This window comes from Maridesulfovibrio zosterae DSM 11974, assembly GCF_000425265.1.
Classification (GTDB): domain Bacteria; phylum Desulfobacterota; class Desulfovibrionia; order Desulfovibrionales; family Desulfovibrionaceae; genus Maridesulfovibrio; species Maridesulfovibrio zosterae.
Map to the genome: position 1 here is coordinate 780,925 of NZ_KE384342.1, position 15,757 is coordinate 796,681.

A 15,757-nucleotide genomic window follows, 5' to 3' on the forward strand; every position below is an offset into this window, starting at 1 on the left:
TTGCAATTTTTATACAGCGGTATACAGAATTTATCCGCTTTACAAGTAACAACTGTATTATTCTGTGCTGTTTGACTTTATCTCTCTGATCATCTCAATGAGTTCTTCTTCCACATCATCAGCTTCACTTTGATTAATTGAATCTGGTGATTTTGCATCTTTCATAATCGCAGCGACAATTTTCTTCGATATGGACATTTGGATACGTTTTTTGGCATCTTCCTCTGCAATCGCGAGCAAAATTCCAAGCTTGTAATATCCAAGTTTTTTAAAAACTTGTTTCAACGTTCCAATATCAACAAATATAATATCTTCCAAACCTTCAAGTTCATCGATTGATTTGCGTTTACGTCTGGTTTCTTTAAAATATTGAACACCTTTTTTTTCAGCCCATTTTATTGTGGCATCTTTGTGCAGAACACAAATATCTTCAGGAAATTCTCCAACACCTATTTTCTTATAAATCATCTCAGGATCAGAATCGACCATAGCTGCAAAATCATCAATATCCATATAATCAGCAAGACTTACCTTTCCGCCAAACTTGTTGATATCACCTGAAAGATTCTCAGCTATATCTAAAAAATTATCCGGATCAGTAACGCTGACAAATGTGCATTTAGACATTTTGTTCAACGAAAGCATATTAAAGCCAATTGCAGATTTTACAAACCTATCAATCTCACTTTGCGGCATATTGGTAATTTCAACCAACCTCTTACAAAAAACTGTGAAATCAATACCCAGAAGTTTTTCTTCACGTGGGCTGGTCATAAATATGCGATGCTCCATATGGAGCAGACGACAGAAAGTCATCCATGAATTTTCGCTGCGATTTTCAGATAAAGTGCGGTTAGCAGCAGCAAGACGTGAAGCCAGAATTCTAGTCAGGTGAAATACGGTTGGATGACTTTTCTGCAGTAAAAGAAGAATCAGGCGCGCAGTCAGCACCATCAGAGTACATTCTGATGCTGCCTCTGCTCCTGCAACTCTGGGAGATTTTGAAATAATAGCCATTTCACCGAAAATTTCTCCAGGACCAAGTGTAGCTAAAACGCTCTGCTTACCCTTAATATTCTTGACAATATTAACTGATCCTGACTGAATCATATATGCAAGGTTTCCACTATCTCCTTCGCGGAAAATAATATCACCTTTATTATATGTTTTGGACAAAGGTTTTTGAGGACTCATTTCCTTTCTCCTTTCCGCAAGTCGCTGCATAACGTCACCTTAGCTTGCCCCTTTAAGTTTTCGAACAGCATCAAAAATTTCATCACAGCACTCAATAACCTCAGGATCTGTTGCAGATCGATCACGAGAAGATTCACTAAGTAGAATTTTAGCCATTTTACGTCCGACATTGCGAACAATTTTTTCTTTATTCTGTTTATCTGCCGCTGAAAACAACACTGAAATTTTATAAAAATCATACCCTTCAAAAACAGTCTTAAGTGAAGGGTTATCGATAAAAATCAGGTCATCAACATTCTCAAGATCTTCCAAAGCCTTCCGTGGACGCTTAAATTTCTTAAAGAATTTCTCATCTTTATCTTTGCTCCACTCTACAGCTTTTTCCCTGTCAAAAAAGACCAGAGTTTCCGGCATCTCCTCTTTTATAAGCTTCTTATAAACAAGTTCAGGAGTTGTTCCGGTTTTAGCTGCTAAATCAGAAAACGTCATATAACTCATACGAGAATCAACACTCGCACCGATTTCTTTCATCTGTTTATACAAGCTTCGTAATGAAGTCATAAACTGACTTATATTATTGATTAATATATACTTATCTGCAAAAGCACCTTTATCACTTTTCTTAATATTCTTCATATCTATCAAACGAAGCTTGTAGACAGTTTCAAGAAAAGATTCGATTTCCAAAGTAGAAAACATTGCAAGACTTTTTACAGTTTCGGTAAATGATTTTACAGAAAGACCTCTGGAGTAATTTGGAATCGCCGCCTGTTTGTTCTTCGGCGTATATGCATATTCTTTATAAGCAAGATCAAGTATAGTAGACAAAGCAATGAAAGAGTCACTTTCTTCGCTACAGGATTTTCCTCCTGTGGCCACAACTCTTTTAGCCAGTAAATCAACTATTTTTTTAATAGTACCCGGCGAGGCTGCAAGTAATTTATTCATCAATTCTTCAGTGAGCACTACAAGCTCGCAAAAACTGGAAGCTTCCGCACTGGCGGTACGCTTCTGATCAGTTAACAGAGCCATTTCTCCAAAGATATCCCCTCTTCGAAGAGTAGCGAGTACTGTTTTATTTCTGTCTATTTTACGAAAAATATCAACAGTTCCACTTTTTATCATATAGGCAACTTTACTTTCCTGCCCTTCGGAGAAAATAATTTTACCCTTATGAAAACTGCGTAAGCTAGGTGAAGTTCTTGCAATCATAATGAAATATATACACCCGTTAAAATTACTTTATTATTCCGACCCTACACACTTCGGCGGGCTTTGACAAAAGCTACTGCCTTTTTAACCATCAAAGGAAAAAATCCCAAAATCACAAAAGAAATAATCAAGCCAGGCTGAATAATACCAGCAAGAGAATCAATCTTTCCTAATTCACTACCAGCATTAACGTAGACCATGGTTCCAGGCAACATGCCAATTTGTGAAACCCAGTAAAAAGTTCTAAGCTTCATGGGCGTAAGACCCATCAACAAATTGATCGCAACAAATGGAATTGCCGGAATAAGGCGCATAGAAAACAGATAAAATGCCCCCTCTTCCTCAATCCCTTTGTTAACTTTATCCAGTCTATCCCCAAATTTGCGCTGTACATAATCACGAAATAAATTACGTGAAAAAAAACAGGCAATAGTTGCTCCGATTGAACTGGCAAAAGAAATAGTCACCACGGCAATTGAAAAACCAAATAATGCCCCGCCGGCTAGCCCAAGAATAGTTGCTCCGGGCAGGTTTGTACCGACAACTGTAACGTAAGTTATAAAAAACAAAAAAACCGTAAATACAGGCTGTTGATCATAAAAAATTTGAAATTCTTGACGAGAATTTTTTATATATTCAAGAGTAAAGAATCTGTCTAAATCAAAGGCAAAAAAGAGTGTTGCCACAAGTACCAAAAAAATTAGTATGAATATTTTCTTTTTCATTCTTCTTACGATATCATCAAAAAACAATTTAGCAAATCTCTATATCTAAGCATCATGCATAAATCATTAAAAGAATAACATGATAACAAATAATAAAAATATAAAAACCCTACTAGTTGGTGGAGCTGTACGAGATCTGCTGCTCGGAAAAAAACCGCATGATTTTGATTTTTTAATTGCCCGTGGCACAGCTGACGAATTTATTTCTGAATTTCCTGCAGCCCATCCCGTAGGAAAGTCATACGAAATTTTTTTTATGAAGGGATTTGAATTTTCGCTTCCCCGCTTACGAGGCAAAACAACTGGAGAAACAATTGATCTTGATCTCTGCTCACGAGACTTTACTGTAAACAGTTTTGCCATTGATGAAGATGGCGAACTTTACTGTCATCCTGACGCACTGGAAGATATCACAAACAAGACCCTGCGCCTATGTTTTGCCCAGTCTTTCAAGGAAGACCCTCTTCGGGTTTTCAGAGTGGCAACATTTCTTGCCAGATTCCCGGATTTCACTCCTAATGCAGACTTGCTACTCAAAATGCGTGAAGCTTCATCCCAAGGATGGCTGGCAGGCATAGCTCCCGACAGAATAGGTGTAGAGCTACGTAAAGCACTTGCAGCCTCACAGCCAGGAAATTTTATCAGAATACTCAGTGAAACAGACTGTCTGGAACCATGGTTTTCAGAGTTCAGCAATTCCGATGAGATTCCGGCCGGTCCCTCACCGTTTCACGACAAAACAGTTCTTGGTCATACTGCTGAAATGATGGATAAGGTTGCCGGGGACAGCATTACCTGCTGGATGGCTATGTGCCATGATCTTGGCAAAACACTTACCGCAAAGAATAAGCTACCATCCCACCATGGCCATGATAAATCAGGAATTGCTCCAGCACTGAAACTGGGCCGACGTCTGCTGCTGCCGACAAAATTTATACAGGCAGGCGAGATTGCAGCAAAGCTGCATATGAAAGCCGGAAACTATATGGAACTTCGCCCTGCAACAAAAGTGGATCTTTTGATGAAACTGCATGTAAACGGGTTACTGGAAAATATGATCAGTCTTACTCACGCAGACAGAGGAGAAGATGTTATGAAATCTGCAACGTCTGAACTGGCAGAGATACTGAAAGTATCCCTGCCGGTTGAAGATCGTAATTTAGGACCGAAATCAGGTGAAAAGCTGCGTTCACTGCGCTCTTTGCGTCTGAAATCTTTTCGCAGAGGCAATAACTGGCAGAATCTACTCAAATAAATATTTATACTCTTCCGCAATTTTATCTGTACGGTTCAGTAATTTCGCAGCGGTCCGGTCAAGGTTCTGCTGGTTGACCAGACCAAGCTCTTCAGCAAGATAAAAAGGAACCACATCTTCACTTTCAGCAAATGTCCAGATAGCGGTATAAACTGAACCTATTTCAGGACGCTCTGAAAACTCACTGCTGGAAACAATTTTTATTCTCACTGATTTTTTAGTTTTATCCGCAAGTTGGAATAAAACTGATTTTCTAAAACTTTCCTTTACTTTTAAAGCAAGAGAACCGCCAAGCACATCATCGCCTGTATGTACTACAACAACAGGAACACCATCCTTCTTTTCCTGCTTTGCTTCCGGCTGAGTAACCTCCGGTTTAACCTTGGAATCAGGAACATTTTTCTTCTCCTGAGCATAAACAGTGGTGGAAGCACAGAGAACAAGTAGCAATACAAGAATAAAATTAACTGTTTTAGTCATACCAACTCCTTACTTAACACTTTGTCTTAATGATTTAAGCAACTCTTTAACCCGGGACTTTTCGCGGGAATAATTAGCAGAACAAAGCCCAGAAATAAACGATTTCACTTCTTTGCGATCAGGAAGATCTGAAAATGCCGGAAAATCAATATCTTTAATTGTGATCACCGTAAAAGCCATTTCATCATCTATGGCTTTACATTGAGGCCCTACACATCCGGTAATGTTTTCTTTCTTAGCGACAGAGGGGTCAAGTGATTTCGTAAACTTAAGAACTTCAGATGCAGAAACGTTTCTATTAATTTTTTCAATTTTAATATTGATTTCATTACACATACGAAAAAAATCGTCTCTGTTTGCTGAAAGAATTTTACGGCCGTTGCTATCATCCTTGTATGTTCCATGCATGTATTCATTGATACGTTCTCTAAGCAGATCATAGGCCATACCGTACCACTTAATATATTCATTCCGTGCAAATAATGAAAAAGTAGGAGTCACAAGCAACCCTGCGCACTCAATACCGGGAGGAATCTTAAACGGATCACTGCTGATTCCTGTAGTCTTCCAGAAATCATTAAGTCTCTCACTTCCCAGACTTATTTTTTCCAATAAAACATATGCCCTGAAAACTTTATATAATTTTTCATGCAATTTCTCTGAGACTGTATGGAAATACTCAAGAGCATCATCGATATCAATTCTGGCTCCAAAAAAAGTATCAGCCACATCGCTCATAACTTCCTCAGCCAAAACGTCAGATAAATTTTTAAAATCAGCCATAATATTTTCCTAAAAAGCATAATTAAAAAATTTTATTCGAAAAAAAATAAAAACGGTCTAATCCCTTATTTAACAAGCTTTGCAGTGACTGATAGCTCAAAAACCGTAAATAAATTTGTTAATTGAACTTGAGAGTGCCATATAATTGAATTATACGCTATGGGCACAAGTATCATCTGGAAATATTTTTATGATGATTACTTAAACATTTAAGCATTTTAAATTACCTGCTCAATTTATTAGTGCTTTTGGAAGCAATTATTGATTCTTTAACAGGTGATAGTTTCTCTTCGAATGAAACCGTAGACATGCTGGAGGGAGTATGCTGCTGAATGAACACTTAAGTAAAACATTACTTAAAGAGGCTGCTGGAATTCCTGTCCCGACAGGGGTTAAAATTACTGAAAAAGATCTTCCTTCCCTTAAACCATACTTTCCCCTGCCCTGGATTCTGAAAGCACAGGTCCCCGTAGGCGGTAGAGGGAAAGCCGGAGGAATCCAGAAAGTTGATTCTCAGGATGACTATGAAAAGATTGCCAGCCAGATTTTAAATATGGAAATCAAAGGCAATAAAGTCCCGTTCATCAGAGCTGAACCTGCCGTTGACATTCGCAAAGAATTTTATCTTTCACTGACGTTATCACGTCAGCGCCGCAAAGTAATCATGACTGTTGGACGCGAGGGAGGAGTTGAAATTGAAAATATGGGGCTGGACAATCTTCTCATTCAAGAAATAAGTCTGCCCGGAGGACTCCAGCCAAATCAGATTCGCGCCGCTTTTTTCCATATCGGTCTTGCTAAAGAGCTTTTTGGAGATTTCAGCAATATAGTAAAAAATCTCTACAAAACCATGATCGGTCACGGTTTGCTGCTGGCTGAAATTAATCCTCTTGCCCTTACCGGATACGGCAAACTTCTTGCCCTAGATGGTAAAATTGAAATGGACGACAACATTGTCGACATTAACCCGGTATTTGAAAAATATTATCAGCCTGAGCATTCTACTCATGAAGAAAACATCGCCCGCGATGCCGGAATGAGTTTTGTTTCCCTTAAAGGCTGGGTGGGTCTTATCGCCAATGGCGCAGGTCTGGCTATGGCATCCATGGATGCGCTGAATTTCTCTGGGCTTCCGGCTGCAAACTTTCTGGATCTAGGCGGGGCTGCCGACCAGAAACGTATTGAAACAGCACTGGGACTTCTTTTCCTAGATAAACAGGTTGAAGCTATCTTAATTAACCTGTTTGGCGGCATACTGTCATGTGAACTGGTTGCAAAAGCCCTTGTTGCTGCTCTTGGCGGAAAAGCACCTGAAAAACCGATCGTTGTACGTATGTCCGGAAACAGCGCCGAAGAAGGACTTGAAATTCTGAAAGAAATCAAAGGCGACAAGCTTCACCGTGCCAGAAATATGCAGGAGGCACTTGATCTTCTCAGTAAACTAAAACCTGCTAATGCTCCAACAATTGAATTCCCTGATCCCATTGCAGCTATGCCCGATTTGAGACCGCAGGATATCGGCTACAAATCGCCGCATACCTTCGGCATCGATAAAGACACACCTATTCTTGTTCAGGGTATAACCGGACAGGAGGGACAACTTCATACCCGCTTGATGCTTGAGTACGGCAGCAACATTGTTGCCGGGGTAACTCCCTTCAAAGGTGGTCAGGAAGTGCTGGGTGTTCCGGTCTACAACAGTATAAAGGAAGCACAGCGGCATCATGAAATAGGGGCAAGTATAATTTTTGTTCCTCCAAAACTGGCAACTGATGCAATTCTTGAAGCCACATCCTGCGAAATACCGTGGGTTGTATGCATCACTGAAGGTATTGTTCAAAGCGCTATGCTTAATGTGCTGGAACAGGTTAAAGGCGGAAAATCACGTATTATCGGCCCCAACACACCGGGGCTCATTGTACCGGGACAGACTAAAATCGGAATTCTGCCCACAACCCCCTTTTCCCCCGGCCCTGTTGCAGTCCTGTCGCGAAGCGGAACCCTGACCTACGAAGTCGCTGATCGTCTTAATCAAGTCGGCATAGGACAATCATTATCCATCGGTATCGGCGGTGACTCCTATATCGGAACCACTTTTGCTGATATCTTTGAGATGTTACGCAATCATGATGAAACCAAAGCTGTTATGGTACTTGGTGAAATCGGCGGCACGGCGGAACAGGATCTTGCGGACTACGTTATCGAGACCGGATTTGACAAACCCGTACTTTCCTTTATTGCTGGTCAGACAGCTCCTCCGGGTAAACGTCTGGGCCACGCAGGTGCTATTCTCAAGGAAGGGACAGGAGTGCAGGGCAAGCTGGAAAAAATGCGCAGTGCAGGTTTCACAGTGTGTCCGAGCCTTGAGTCTATTCCACAGCTCACAGCAGACGCACTTGGAATCAAATTAAGTGAATAAAAACGTATGTTTTTTTAATAGCAATAAAGCCTGGGGCGGCGGGGAAAAATGGAATCACCACTTTTCCCTGCTGCTACGGGATAAAGGTTACAATGTTTTTGTTGTAACCAATCACAAATCAGAACTGAAAAACCGTCTTAAAAACGAACCCGGCATTACTCTGCACAGCGAACCGATCGGCAACCTTTCTTTCCTAAATCCCCTACTCATGGGCAGATTGAAATCATTTTTTAAGCAAAATGATATTCAGACCCTGATAACCGCCCTGCCTTCAGACCTGAAAAGTGGCGGAGTTGCGGCCAAAAGAGCCGGTGTTTCTAAAATTATATACCGCAGAGGAATCGCCGTTCCGGTGAAAAACACATTCCTGAACAGGCAGATTTTTTCAAAAATCGTTGACCGTCTTATAGTCAATTCTTTTGAGACTAAACGTACAGTTTTAGCCCACAACAAAAATCTGATCCATGATTCAAAAATACGACAGATTTACAACGGATTTGATGTAGCAGAATTCGATAGTCAAAAGATATCATCCGCCTGCTCTTCCGAAACAGATGATATTATCATCGGAAATGCAGCTCGTTTGACGGCGCAAAAAGGGCAAAAATTTCTCATAGAAGCTGCAAAAATTCTTAAAAATAAAAATTTAAAATTCAAAATACAGATCGCCGGCACAGGCGAAATGGAAAAAGAACTGAAAGATTATGCAGCAGAACTTGGAGTTACGAACAGAATTAACTTCCTTGGTTTTGTAAAAGATATGAAATCATTTCATGCCTCGCAGGATATTTTCTGCCTGCCGTCACTGTGGGAAGGATTTGGATACGCACTGGTTGAAGCCATGACGCTTGAAAAACCAGTGGTCGGTTTCAATATAAGTTCAAACCCGGAAGTTGTTTCGGACGGAGAAACAGGTATTCTTGTCCCTCCTGAAAATTCAGAAATGCTTGCAGCAGCTCTTGAAAAACTGATTTTAAATGCAGAACTCAGAAATGAAATGGGCAAAAAAGGGCGTACGAAAGTATTAGAAAATTTCAATACTCCGCTGGTATTAAGCAAATTAATTGATGTAATTGAAGAATAATTTTATTTTTAATAAAAAGATAGGCATTGATTATTTATAATCAATGCCTATCTTTTTATTTATAAAGAGGACAGTGATGATTAAAATATATCAGCCATGCAATAAACTTTTCCGGGCTTTTTATCACTGAGCCAACGTGCAGCACGTAGCGCACCCTGAGCAAAAGTTTCGCGGGAATGAGCACGGTGAGTAACTTCAATACGTTCACCGGGACCGAAGAAATAAGCAGTATGGTCACCGACAACGTCGCCGCCACGAACCGCCATTACTCCGATTTCATCTTTGGTCCTTGCACCGATAATACCGTCGCGGGAATGTTTTTTAACTTCATCATAAACCAGTCCGCGAGCTTCAGCCATGCACTGAGCCAGCTTGAGAGCTGTTCCGCTTGGAGAGTCTACCTTTTTATTATGATGTATTTCAGTCATTTCCATATCATAAGCAGGTCCGAGCATTCGTACCAGTTCAGGCAGAACTTTAAGCAGAACATTTACGCCCACACTCATGTTCGGAGCAAGAAAAACAGGTACTTTTTTAGCAAATTCTTCGACCTGTGCAAGCTCTTCATTGGTCATCCCTGTTGTGCCGATAACGACTGGATTTCCTGTGATAGAAGCTGTTTCAAGAAGCTTAAGTGTCACAACAGGAGAAGTGAAATCAATAACAACAGCGCCCGGAACTTTAGTGAGAACTTCTTCAGGTGAAGTTCCGCAGATACAGCCGAGTGTATCAAGTCCTTCTTCACAACCTGAACGCTCAAGTACTGCGGCAAGATTAAGGTCTTCACTTTGCTGAGCACAGCGAACCAGAGTATCGCCCATACGCCCTTTAGCACCCATAATTACAACATCAGTCATATCATGCTCCTAAATTTTGACGGTTCAGAACAGAACCGATTGATTGGTATCTATAATAAATTATTCACTTTAAAAAATCAGTTTTCACTCACCATGTCCATGTACTCGGCTTCAGTCATGACTTTAACACCTTTGGACTGGGCTGTTTCCATTTTTTTTGCCCCGACATTACTTCCGCAGACCAGAAAATCAGTTTTGCCGCTTACTGATGTCTGCACTTTTGCTCCCATTCTACGGGCAACAGCCTGCATATCTTCGCGGGTTCCCTGCACCATCTTGCCGGTAAAAACGATCCCTTTCCTGGCAATAGGGCTATCCATTTCTGCTGTATCTTTAAGTAGAGGAGTACGTCTTAAGTTAAAATCAAAATTCAGCATATGGAGAATGGTCTGTTTAATAGCTGCAATTCCCTCAGTTACTGAATGACTGGTAATGTCGCCAAAGCCATGAATATCGAGCAATTCTTCCTGCTTTACGTTTACCACATCTTCAAGTTTGTAGTGCCCCAGCAACTTACGACTATCAGCTTTACCCAGATCAGGGATGCCGAATGCAGCCAGAAAACGCCAATCATCAGTTTCTTTAGTACGACTGATATAAATTGCTTCTGCCAGATTGGAAGATTGAACGGGGCCAAATCCCAGCTTTTTAAAATCTTCCTCACCCATTGTATATACAGCCTCAAGAGAATTACGCCCTGCTGAAACAAGTTTTGTAATGGTTTTCTTGCCAAACCAGTCAGCATTTCCAAGAGTCTTAAACCAATACTCCAGTCTCTGTTCAACTCGTGCAGGGCAATTGAAATCGGGACATTTTAAAAAGTCGTTCTGCCAAAAAAGTTCCGCACCGCACGATGGACAATGGGTCAATAATTCGACCTCATGAGCAGGTTTTAAAACCTCTTCAAGCTTAGGAATAACTTCACCGCTGCGTATAATCCTAATAACTGCACCTATGCCGATGGACTGATCACGCAACATACCTGCATTGTGAGCTGTTACGTTACGGATAGTTGCACCGGAAACCGAAACTGGTTTGACTTCCATAACAGGAGTGACTGCGCCCATACGCCCAACCTGCCAGCGGATGCCTTCCACTTCAGTAACAGCGGATTCACCTTTCTTTTTAATAGCAATCTGCCAGCGATAATGATGAGCTGTTGCGCCTAAAGCATCCTGTAAAGCTGAGTCCATTACCTCGGCCACCATACCATCAAGAGGATAATCGGAAGTGGACCATAATTCGTCAGTTATTTCCCAGACATTTTTTACAAGTTCTTCACTGCCGACAACTTTTTTAGGCAAAGTGCTGTAGGGAACAAACCTTACAGCTTCATCCTGCAAAGCCTGTTTTGAAGCTTCATTTACATTATCAGAAGTGACTATTCCAACAACCATATTACGGGGATGTTCAAAAGTCTCTGCTAGGTGCTCTTCAAAATAATCGCGACTGCAAACAATCTCACCGACCCCGAGTCCACGTCCGCCGATGGGGACAATTCCTTTGGCAAATGCACTTGAAATTTCATAACCGACTTCACCATTACCACGGGTTGCAAAAATTTTCCCGTCATCACGAGCAGCCAGACCGTCTAGCTTTGGAGTCACACGATACTGAACATCACGAATACCAAGAACTCTGGCTTCTTTCTCAACACGGGCTACAAAGCGTTCCAGCTCTTCTACAGTGTATGCTTTTTCGGTAGATAGCATAGGTTTAGGATGTCTCACCTCAACCTTTTCGCTGAAATTTTCAGGTTCCACATTCCCTAAAAAAGAATGATCTGGTGCCAATTCCCGCAGCTGTTCAGTTAATTCATCATATCGGGCATCACTGATAGTAGGCATGCCGCGACGGTAATCTTCATTATGTTTTTCGAGCCTTTTTACCAGCTCTTCAATATTTTTTTGGTCTACTTTACTCATGTATAATCTGGATTTATTGCGCTGTACGCTTTGGTCCCATCAGGGTCTTAAACCTATTAAAAAAAAGGTTTAAGACCTCCAAAACTATTAGCTGTGGGATTGTTTATTTTTTTACCAAATGTAAAAAACACTCATACGTCTCCGAACCTCAAAAGATTCATGCTTTCCTTCTAAAATACGAAGAAGTCAAATGATTGTTTAAATCTCTATTGGTTTACGGTATTATCTTCAACTTCGATTCCTTTGGGAGGAACAAAGTTAAACACCGAGTCATCAACTTCCGGATCAATTTCAATGTTAGTCATAGCAACTTCGTTACCATTTCCATAAAAATCAACCACCAGAGTTTTAACTAGCATTTTCTTGACCGGATCAACCCATACATAAGCAAGCACAAGCCCGGTTTCAGGCTCAAAAGGTAGAAGCTTAAGCTTGATTAGTCCATTTTCATCACCCTGATTTTCTACAACAAAATCATCTTCAAGCTTTGCCTGACCAGAAATAAACCGGATCATGGTTTTAGAATTAAAAATCTGCTTTGTGTGATACTTGAGAGCAACTTCGTCGTCAGGGAAATAGTCCCACACAACGGATTTTCCTACGATCAACAATTCTTTTTCAGGCTTTACAGATTCCCAGCGTAGAAGGGATGGCTGCTTAAAAGTAATTTTACCGGATCTGATGTCCTGTTCTTTACTTGCAGCATTGGTCAATGTCTGAGTAAAATCTGCACTGAAAGTTTTAATTGAATCATATGTTTTTTGGATTTCAGCTGTCAGTTCATCTGCATGCGCTACGCTGCAAAATGAAATTAAAATAGAAATTGTCAGTATTAAGGCTTTGAAACGCATTATTTTCCTCATGAATTTAATGTTCATCTACAACGTATTCTTAACTCTTTTAGGTGAATTATGAAAGAACAACCTGTATCACAGATCGACCGCCGTCTTATTGAGGCAGAACTGTATGGCGAGCTTTATAAGACTATGTCCAAATATTTTGGAAAAGAAAAAGCTCTGGAAATTATTGCAGAAAATTTAAAAGAATCGGCCTTTAAAGCAGGTCAGCGATTTGCTGCATCGGTAGATGCCCCCGGCCTTAAGCATTTCTCAACCGTAGTTGAACTCTGGAAAAAAGGTGATGCCATTGAAATAGAAGAAATGTCGCTTAATGACAACTCACTCACCATTAAAGTTGTACGCTGCAATTATCAGGATTCATACCGCAAAATGGGGCTGCCTGAGGAGCTTTGCCGCATGATTTCATGCTGCCGCGATGAACCTTTTGCCAAAGGCTACAGTGAAAATCTCCGCATGGTCCGTACATCAACACTGGCTGAAGGCGGAGACTGCTGTCCTTTCGAATTTTATTGGGATTAATTTTTACTAGAATCAGCTTCTTATTTCACCAGCAAAACAACTCTGCACTATTAAAAATAACTAATATTTTTGGAGTACTTAAACTCCTTTTGAAAAAGGGTTTAAGTACTCCTGAATATTTTTGCTGTTTAATCTTTAGTAATCAAGACAATACGTGGCTTACTGCCATCCTGCGGGCCAAGAATCCCATCCTGCTCCATCTGCTCGATAAAACGTGCCGCACGGTTAAATCCGATGCGAAAACGCCTTTGCAATAATGAAATCGAAGCTTTGCCCTGTCCAAGTACGAATTCAACCGCTTCGTTGTATACAGGATCATCTGATTCACCGGGCATACTTCCCGGTCCGGCACCGCCGGGTGTTTCTTTCCAGTCTGAAAAATCAAGTTCGAATTCCTGCGGATATTTCTGCTTCCAGAAATTTACCACTTCTTTAATCTCATCATCCTCAACAAGAGCACCATGCAATCTACGCAACTTTGAACCGCTTGGCTTGTAGAGCATATCACCACGCCCGAGAAGCTTCTCCGCACCGATCATATCAAGAATGGTACGAGAGTCGTGCTTTGAGGTTACCTGAAATGAGATACGTGTTGGAAAGTTGGCTTTGATAAGTCCGGTTACAACATCAACTGACGGACGCTGCGTTGCCAGAATAATATGAATTCCTGCCGCACGGGCAAGCTGTGCAAGACGGACAATACTTATTTCAACATCCTTTCCGGCTGTAAGCATAAGGTCGGCAAGCTCATCCACAACAATGACAAGGAAAGGCATAGGCTCAAGATCTTCCAGATCTTCAGGCATTTCCCCATCCATCTTGGCAAGCTTTTCATTATAGCTGGCAATATTACGAACGCCGAGACGCGCCATACTTTCATAGCGCTTGTCCATCTCATACACGGCCCATTCAAGTGCGCTTTTGGCAAGAGTCATGTCCGTTACAACGGGATGCACCAAATGAGGAAGACTTGCATAGACAGCAAGCTCAATCCTCTTAGGATCTATAAGCAAAAGTTTTACTTCTTCAGGACTCGCCTTATACAGTATACTCATGAGCAGCCCGTTCAGGCATACGCTTTTACCTGCTCCAGTAGCCCCTGCAACCAGAAGATGCGGCATTTTAGCAAGGTCAGCAGAAACAGGTACACCCTGAATGTCCTTACCAAGAGCCATTGTCAGCGTAGACTTGGACTTAGTAAAGCAGCCATGTTCAAAAATTTCACGTAAATAAACAGTCTGTCTATTGTCGTTTGGAATTTCAATACCAACGGAGTCCTTACCGGGAATCGGTGCCTCAATTCTGACGGCAGTAGCCTTCAAAGCAAGTGAGATATCATCAGTAAGGTTGGCTATCTTACTGACCTTTACACCCGGTGCAGGACGAAATTCAAACATAGTTACTACCGGCCCGGGAATAACGTTTTGAATTTCACCATCTATATTAAAGTCTTTTAGGCAAACCTTAAGACTTTCAGTCTTTTCCTCAAGCTTTTTTGGATCAAACTGAACTCCGGCCACAGGAGGTTCAGTAAGCATATCAAGAGCGGGAAAAGCTGTCGTGGTATCTATTTTTTTGGCTTTAGGCTTCGCTTTTACTTTCTTCGCAGCTTCTTTCTTCGCAGGTCCATCAAGAAAAGGCTCTAAAACAATTACAGTTTCATCTTCCTCTTCAACTTTAGAATCAGAAATAGAGGCAGTAGCTTCAGCTTTTTTCTTGATTTTCTCTTTAGTTTTTTTCTTTTCAGCTTTTTTAATGGCCATCTCGGCTTTCATACGCTTGGATTTACGCTCTACACGTTCTTTATTCTTTAAGAAGAAATCAAGAAGTATCGAACGCATTCTTTTACCTATGGCAGCCCAGCTAAGATTCAAAGTAAGCTGAATTCCGGCAAGAGTTGTGAAAAGCCAGAATAAAAATGCTCCCACAGGTTTAAGGTATTGAAAGGACCATTTCGAAAGAATTGCTCCAATAAATCCGCCTTCATGAATAACAATATTCTTTTGAAGACCTGCAAGCCAGGGATGTGAAGCCCATGCCAAAGTACATACATACAAAAGCACCAGCCCTACCCAGCGCCACCAAGGCTGCTTAAGTATTTTTAAAAAGGAAGAAAGTCCCAGAAACAGAAAATAAAAAGGAACCAGCCATGATCCAACTCCAAGCATATCCACAAGAAGCCCGGCTGCATACGATCCGGCAGGACCAATCAGGTTTTTAATTTTCCAATTTGAGCTGACGGCCTGATTAAGAGTCGGGTCACCCGGATGGAACGAGTACATGCTTATAAAAAGAAAAACGGCTAAAAACATCCAGAACATGCCGGAAATTTCTTTTGCGAACTTTTCGCTGGGCAGTGTCTCATCCTCCGTTTTATACCCAATAGTGGGAAATTTAAAAAAATTGCCGGGGAACGCACAGGTTCCCCGGTAGATTATGTATTA

13 protein-coding genes are annotated in these 15,757 nt (G+C 41.1%); 4 read left to right on the forward strand and 9 right to left on the reverse strand.

From position 1 onward, the window contains the following. Window positions 1–57: 57 nt before the first annotated feature. Genes H589_RS0115195 through H589_RS0115205 form a run of 3 tightly spaced genes read right to left on the reverse strand, consistent with a single transcriptional unit; the run spans window position 58 to window position 3,131 of the window. Complete coding sequence (locus H589_RS0115195) at window positions 58–1,194, reverse strand: Crp/Fnr family transcriptional regulator (protein WP_027722820.1); 1,137 nt, start codon at window positions 1,192–1,194, stop codon at window positions 58–60. A 39-nt stretch (window positions 1,195–1,233) separates the two neighbouring features. Further along, window positions 1,234–2,406, reverse strand: coding sequence for a cyclic nucleotide-binding domain-containing protein (locus tag H589_RS0115200; RefSeq protein ID WP_027722821.1), 1,173 nt, complete (start codon window positions 2,404–2,406; stop codon window positions 1,234–1,236). A gap of 44 nt (window positions 2,407–2,450) precedes the next feature. Then, a complete protein-coding gene (locus H589_RS0115205) occupies window positions 2,451–3,131 on the reverse strand; it encodes a TVP38/TMEM64 family protein (RefSeq protein ID WP_027722822.1) in 681 nt (226 codons plus the stop codon). 79 nt (window positions 3,132–3,210) lie between these two features. Between H589_RS0115205 and H589_RS0115210 the strand changes: the two genes are divergently transcribed. After that, window positions 3,211–4,386 carry a tRNA nucleotidyltransferase/poly(A) polymerase-related protein gene (locus H589_RS0115210; RefSeq protein ID WP_027722823.1) on the forward strand — a complete coding sequence of 392 codons (1,176 nt, stop codon included), beginning with the start codon at window positions 3,211–3,213 and terminating at the stop codon, window positions 4,384–4,386. On the opposite strand, the gene H589_RS0115215 is transcribed toward H589_RS0115210, so the two are convergent. Both H589_RS0115215 and H589_RS0115220 read right to left on the reverse strand, forming a co-directional pair. Next, on the reverse strand, window positions 4,375–4,866 hold the full coding sequence (locus H589_RS0115215) for a hypothetical protein (RefSeq protein ID WP_027722824.1): 492 nt from the start codon (window positions 4,864–4,866) through the stop codon (window positions 4,375–4,377). The two genes, H589_RS0115210 and H589_RS0115215, sit on opposite strands and share 12 nt — an antisense overlap. A 9-nt stretch (window positions 4,867–4,875) precedes the next feature. Beyond that, window positions 4,876–5,649: a hypothetical protein gene (locus H589_RS0115220; protein ID WP_027722825.1), complete on the reverse strand. Its 774-nt coding sequence runs from the start codon at window positions 5,647–5,649 to the stop codon at window positions 4,876–4,878. A 322-nt stretch (window positions 5,650–5,971) separates the two neighbouring features. On the opposite strand from H589_RS0115220, the gene sucD reads away from it, so the two are divergent. Both sucD and H589_RS0115230 read left to right on the forward strand, forming a co-directional pair. Beyond that, window positions 5,972–8,068, forward strand: coding sequence for a succinate--CoA ligase subunit alpha (gene sucD, locus H589_RS0115225; RefSeq protein WP_027722826.1), 2,097 nt, complete (start codon window positions 5,972–5,974; stop codon window positions 8,066–8,068). After that, a complete protein-coding gene (locus tag H589_RS0115230; protein WP_027722827.1) occupies window positions 8,061–9,152 on the forward strand; it encodes a glycosyltransferase in 1,092 nt (363 codons plus the stop codon). The genes sucD and H589_RS0115230 overlap by 8 nt, the downstream gene beginning before the upstream one ends. Before the next feature lie 80 nt (window positions 9,153–9,232). On the opposite strand, the gene dapB is transcribed toward H589_RS0115230, so the two are convergent. The 3 genes from dapB to lolA all read right to left on the reverse strand — a co-directional run bounded on the left by dapB (window position 9,233) and on the right by lolA (window position 12,785). Next, window positions 9,233–10,009, reverse strand: coding sequence for a 4-hydroxy-tetrahydrodipicolinate reductase (gene dapB / locus H589_RS0115235; protein WP_027722828.1), 777 nt, complete (start codon window positions 10,007–10,009; stop codon window positions 9,233–9,235). A gap of 77 nt (window positions 10,010–10,086) precedes the next feature. Continuing rightward, entirely contained in the window at window positions 10,087–11,934 is a 1,848-nt protein-coding gene (locus H589_RS0115240; protein WP_027722829.1) for a BRCT domain-containing protein, read from the reverse strand. A 206-nt stretch (window positions 11,935–12,140) separates the two neighbouring features. Then, entirely contained in the window at window positions 12,141–12,785 is a 645-nt protein-coding gene (gene lolA / locus H589_RS0115245) for an outer membrane lipoprotein periplasmic chaperone LolA (protein ID WP_027722830.1), read from the reverse strand. 60 nt (window positions 12,786–12,845) lie between these two features. Here lolA and H589_RS0115250 point away from each other — a divergent pair, with 60 nt between their 5' ends. Next, window positions 12,846–13,313, forward strand: coding sequence for an L-2-amino-thiazoline-4-carboxylic acid hydrolase (locus H589_RS0115250; protein ID WP_027722831.1), 468 nt, complete (start codon window positions 12,846–12,848; stop codon window positions 13,311–13,313). A gap of 128 nt (window positions 13,314–13,441) precedes the next feature. Here the strand turns inward: H589_RS0115250 and H589_RS0115255 are convergent, their stop codons facing one another. Further along, entirely contained in the window at window positions 13,442–15,697 is a 2,256-nt protein-coding gene (locus H589_RS0115255; protein WP_156891749.1) for a DNA translocase FtsK, read from the reverse strand. Window positions 15,698–15,757: the final 60 nt, after the last annotated feature.

What these genes read in the sequence shown, in the direction of transcription:
- H589_RS0115195 (WP_027722820.1), bottom strand. Translation starts at nt 1,194, where the DNA reads ATGAGTCCTCAAAAACCTTTGTCCAAAACATATAATAAAGGTGATATT.
- H589_RS0115200 (WP_027722821.1), bottom strand. Translation starts at nt 2,406, where the DNA reads ATGATTGCAAGAACTTCACCTAGCTTACGCAGTTTTCATAAGGGTAAA.
- H589_RS0115205 (WP_027722822.1), bottom strand. Translation starts at nt 3,131, where the DNA reads ATGAAAAAGAAAATATTCATACTAATTTTTTTGGTACTTGTGGCAACA.
- H589_RS0115210 (WP_027722823.1), top strand. Translation starts at nt 3,211, where the DNA reads ATGATAACAAATAATAAAAATATAAAAACCCTACTAGTTGGTGGAGCT.
- H589_RS0115215 (WP_027722824.1), bottom strand. Translation starts at nt 4,866, where the DNA reads ATGACTAAAACAGTTAATTTTATTCTTGTATTGCTACTTGTTCTCTGT.
- H589_RS0115220 (WP_027722825.1), bottom strand. Translation starts at nt 5,649, where the DNA reads ATGGCTGATTTTAAAAATTTATCTGACGTTTTGGCTGAGGAAGTTATG.
- sucD (WP_027722826.1), top strand. Translation starts at nt 5,972, where the DNA reads ATGCTGCTGAATGAACACTTAAGTAAAACATTACTTAAAGAGGCTGCT.
- dapB (WP_027722828.1), bottom strand. Translation starts at nt 10,009, where the DNA reads ATGACTGATGTTGTAATTATGGGTGCTAAAGGGCGTATGGGCGATACT.
- H589_RS0115240 (WP_027722829.1), bottom strand. Translation starts at nt 11,934, where the DNA reads ATGAGTAAAGTAGACCAAAAAAATATTGAAGAGCTGGTAAAAAGGCTC.
- lolA (WP_027722830.1), bottom strand. Translation starts at nt 12,785, where the DNA reads ATGCGTTTCAAAGCCTTAATACTGACAATTTCTATTTTAATTTCATTT.
- H589_RS0115250 (WP_027722831.1), top strand. Translation starts at nt 12,846, where the DNA reads ATGAAAGAACAACCTGTATCACAGATCGACCGCCGTCTTATTGAGGCA.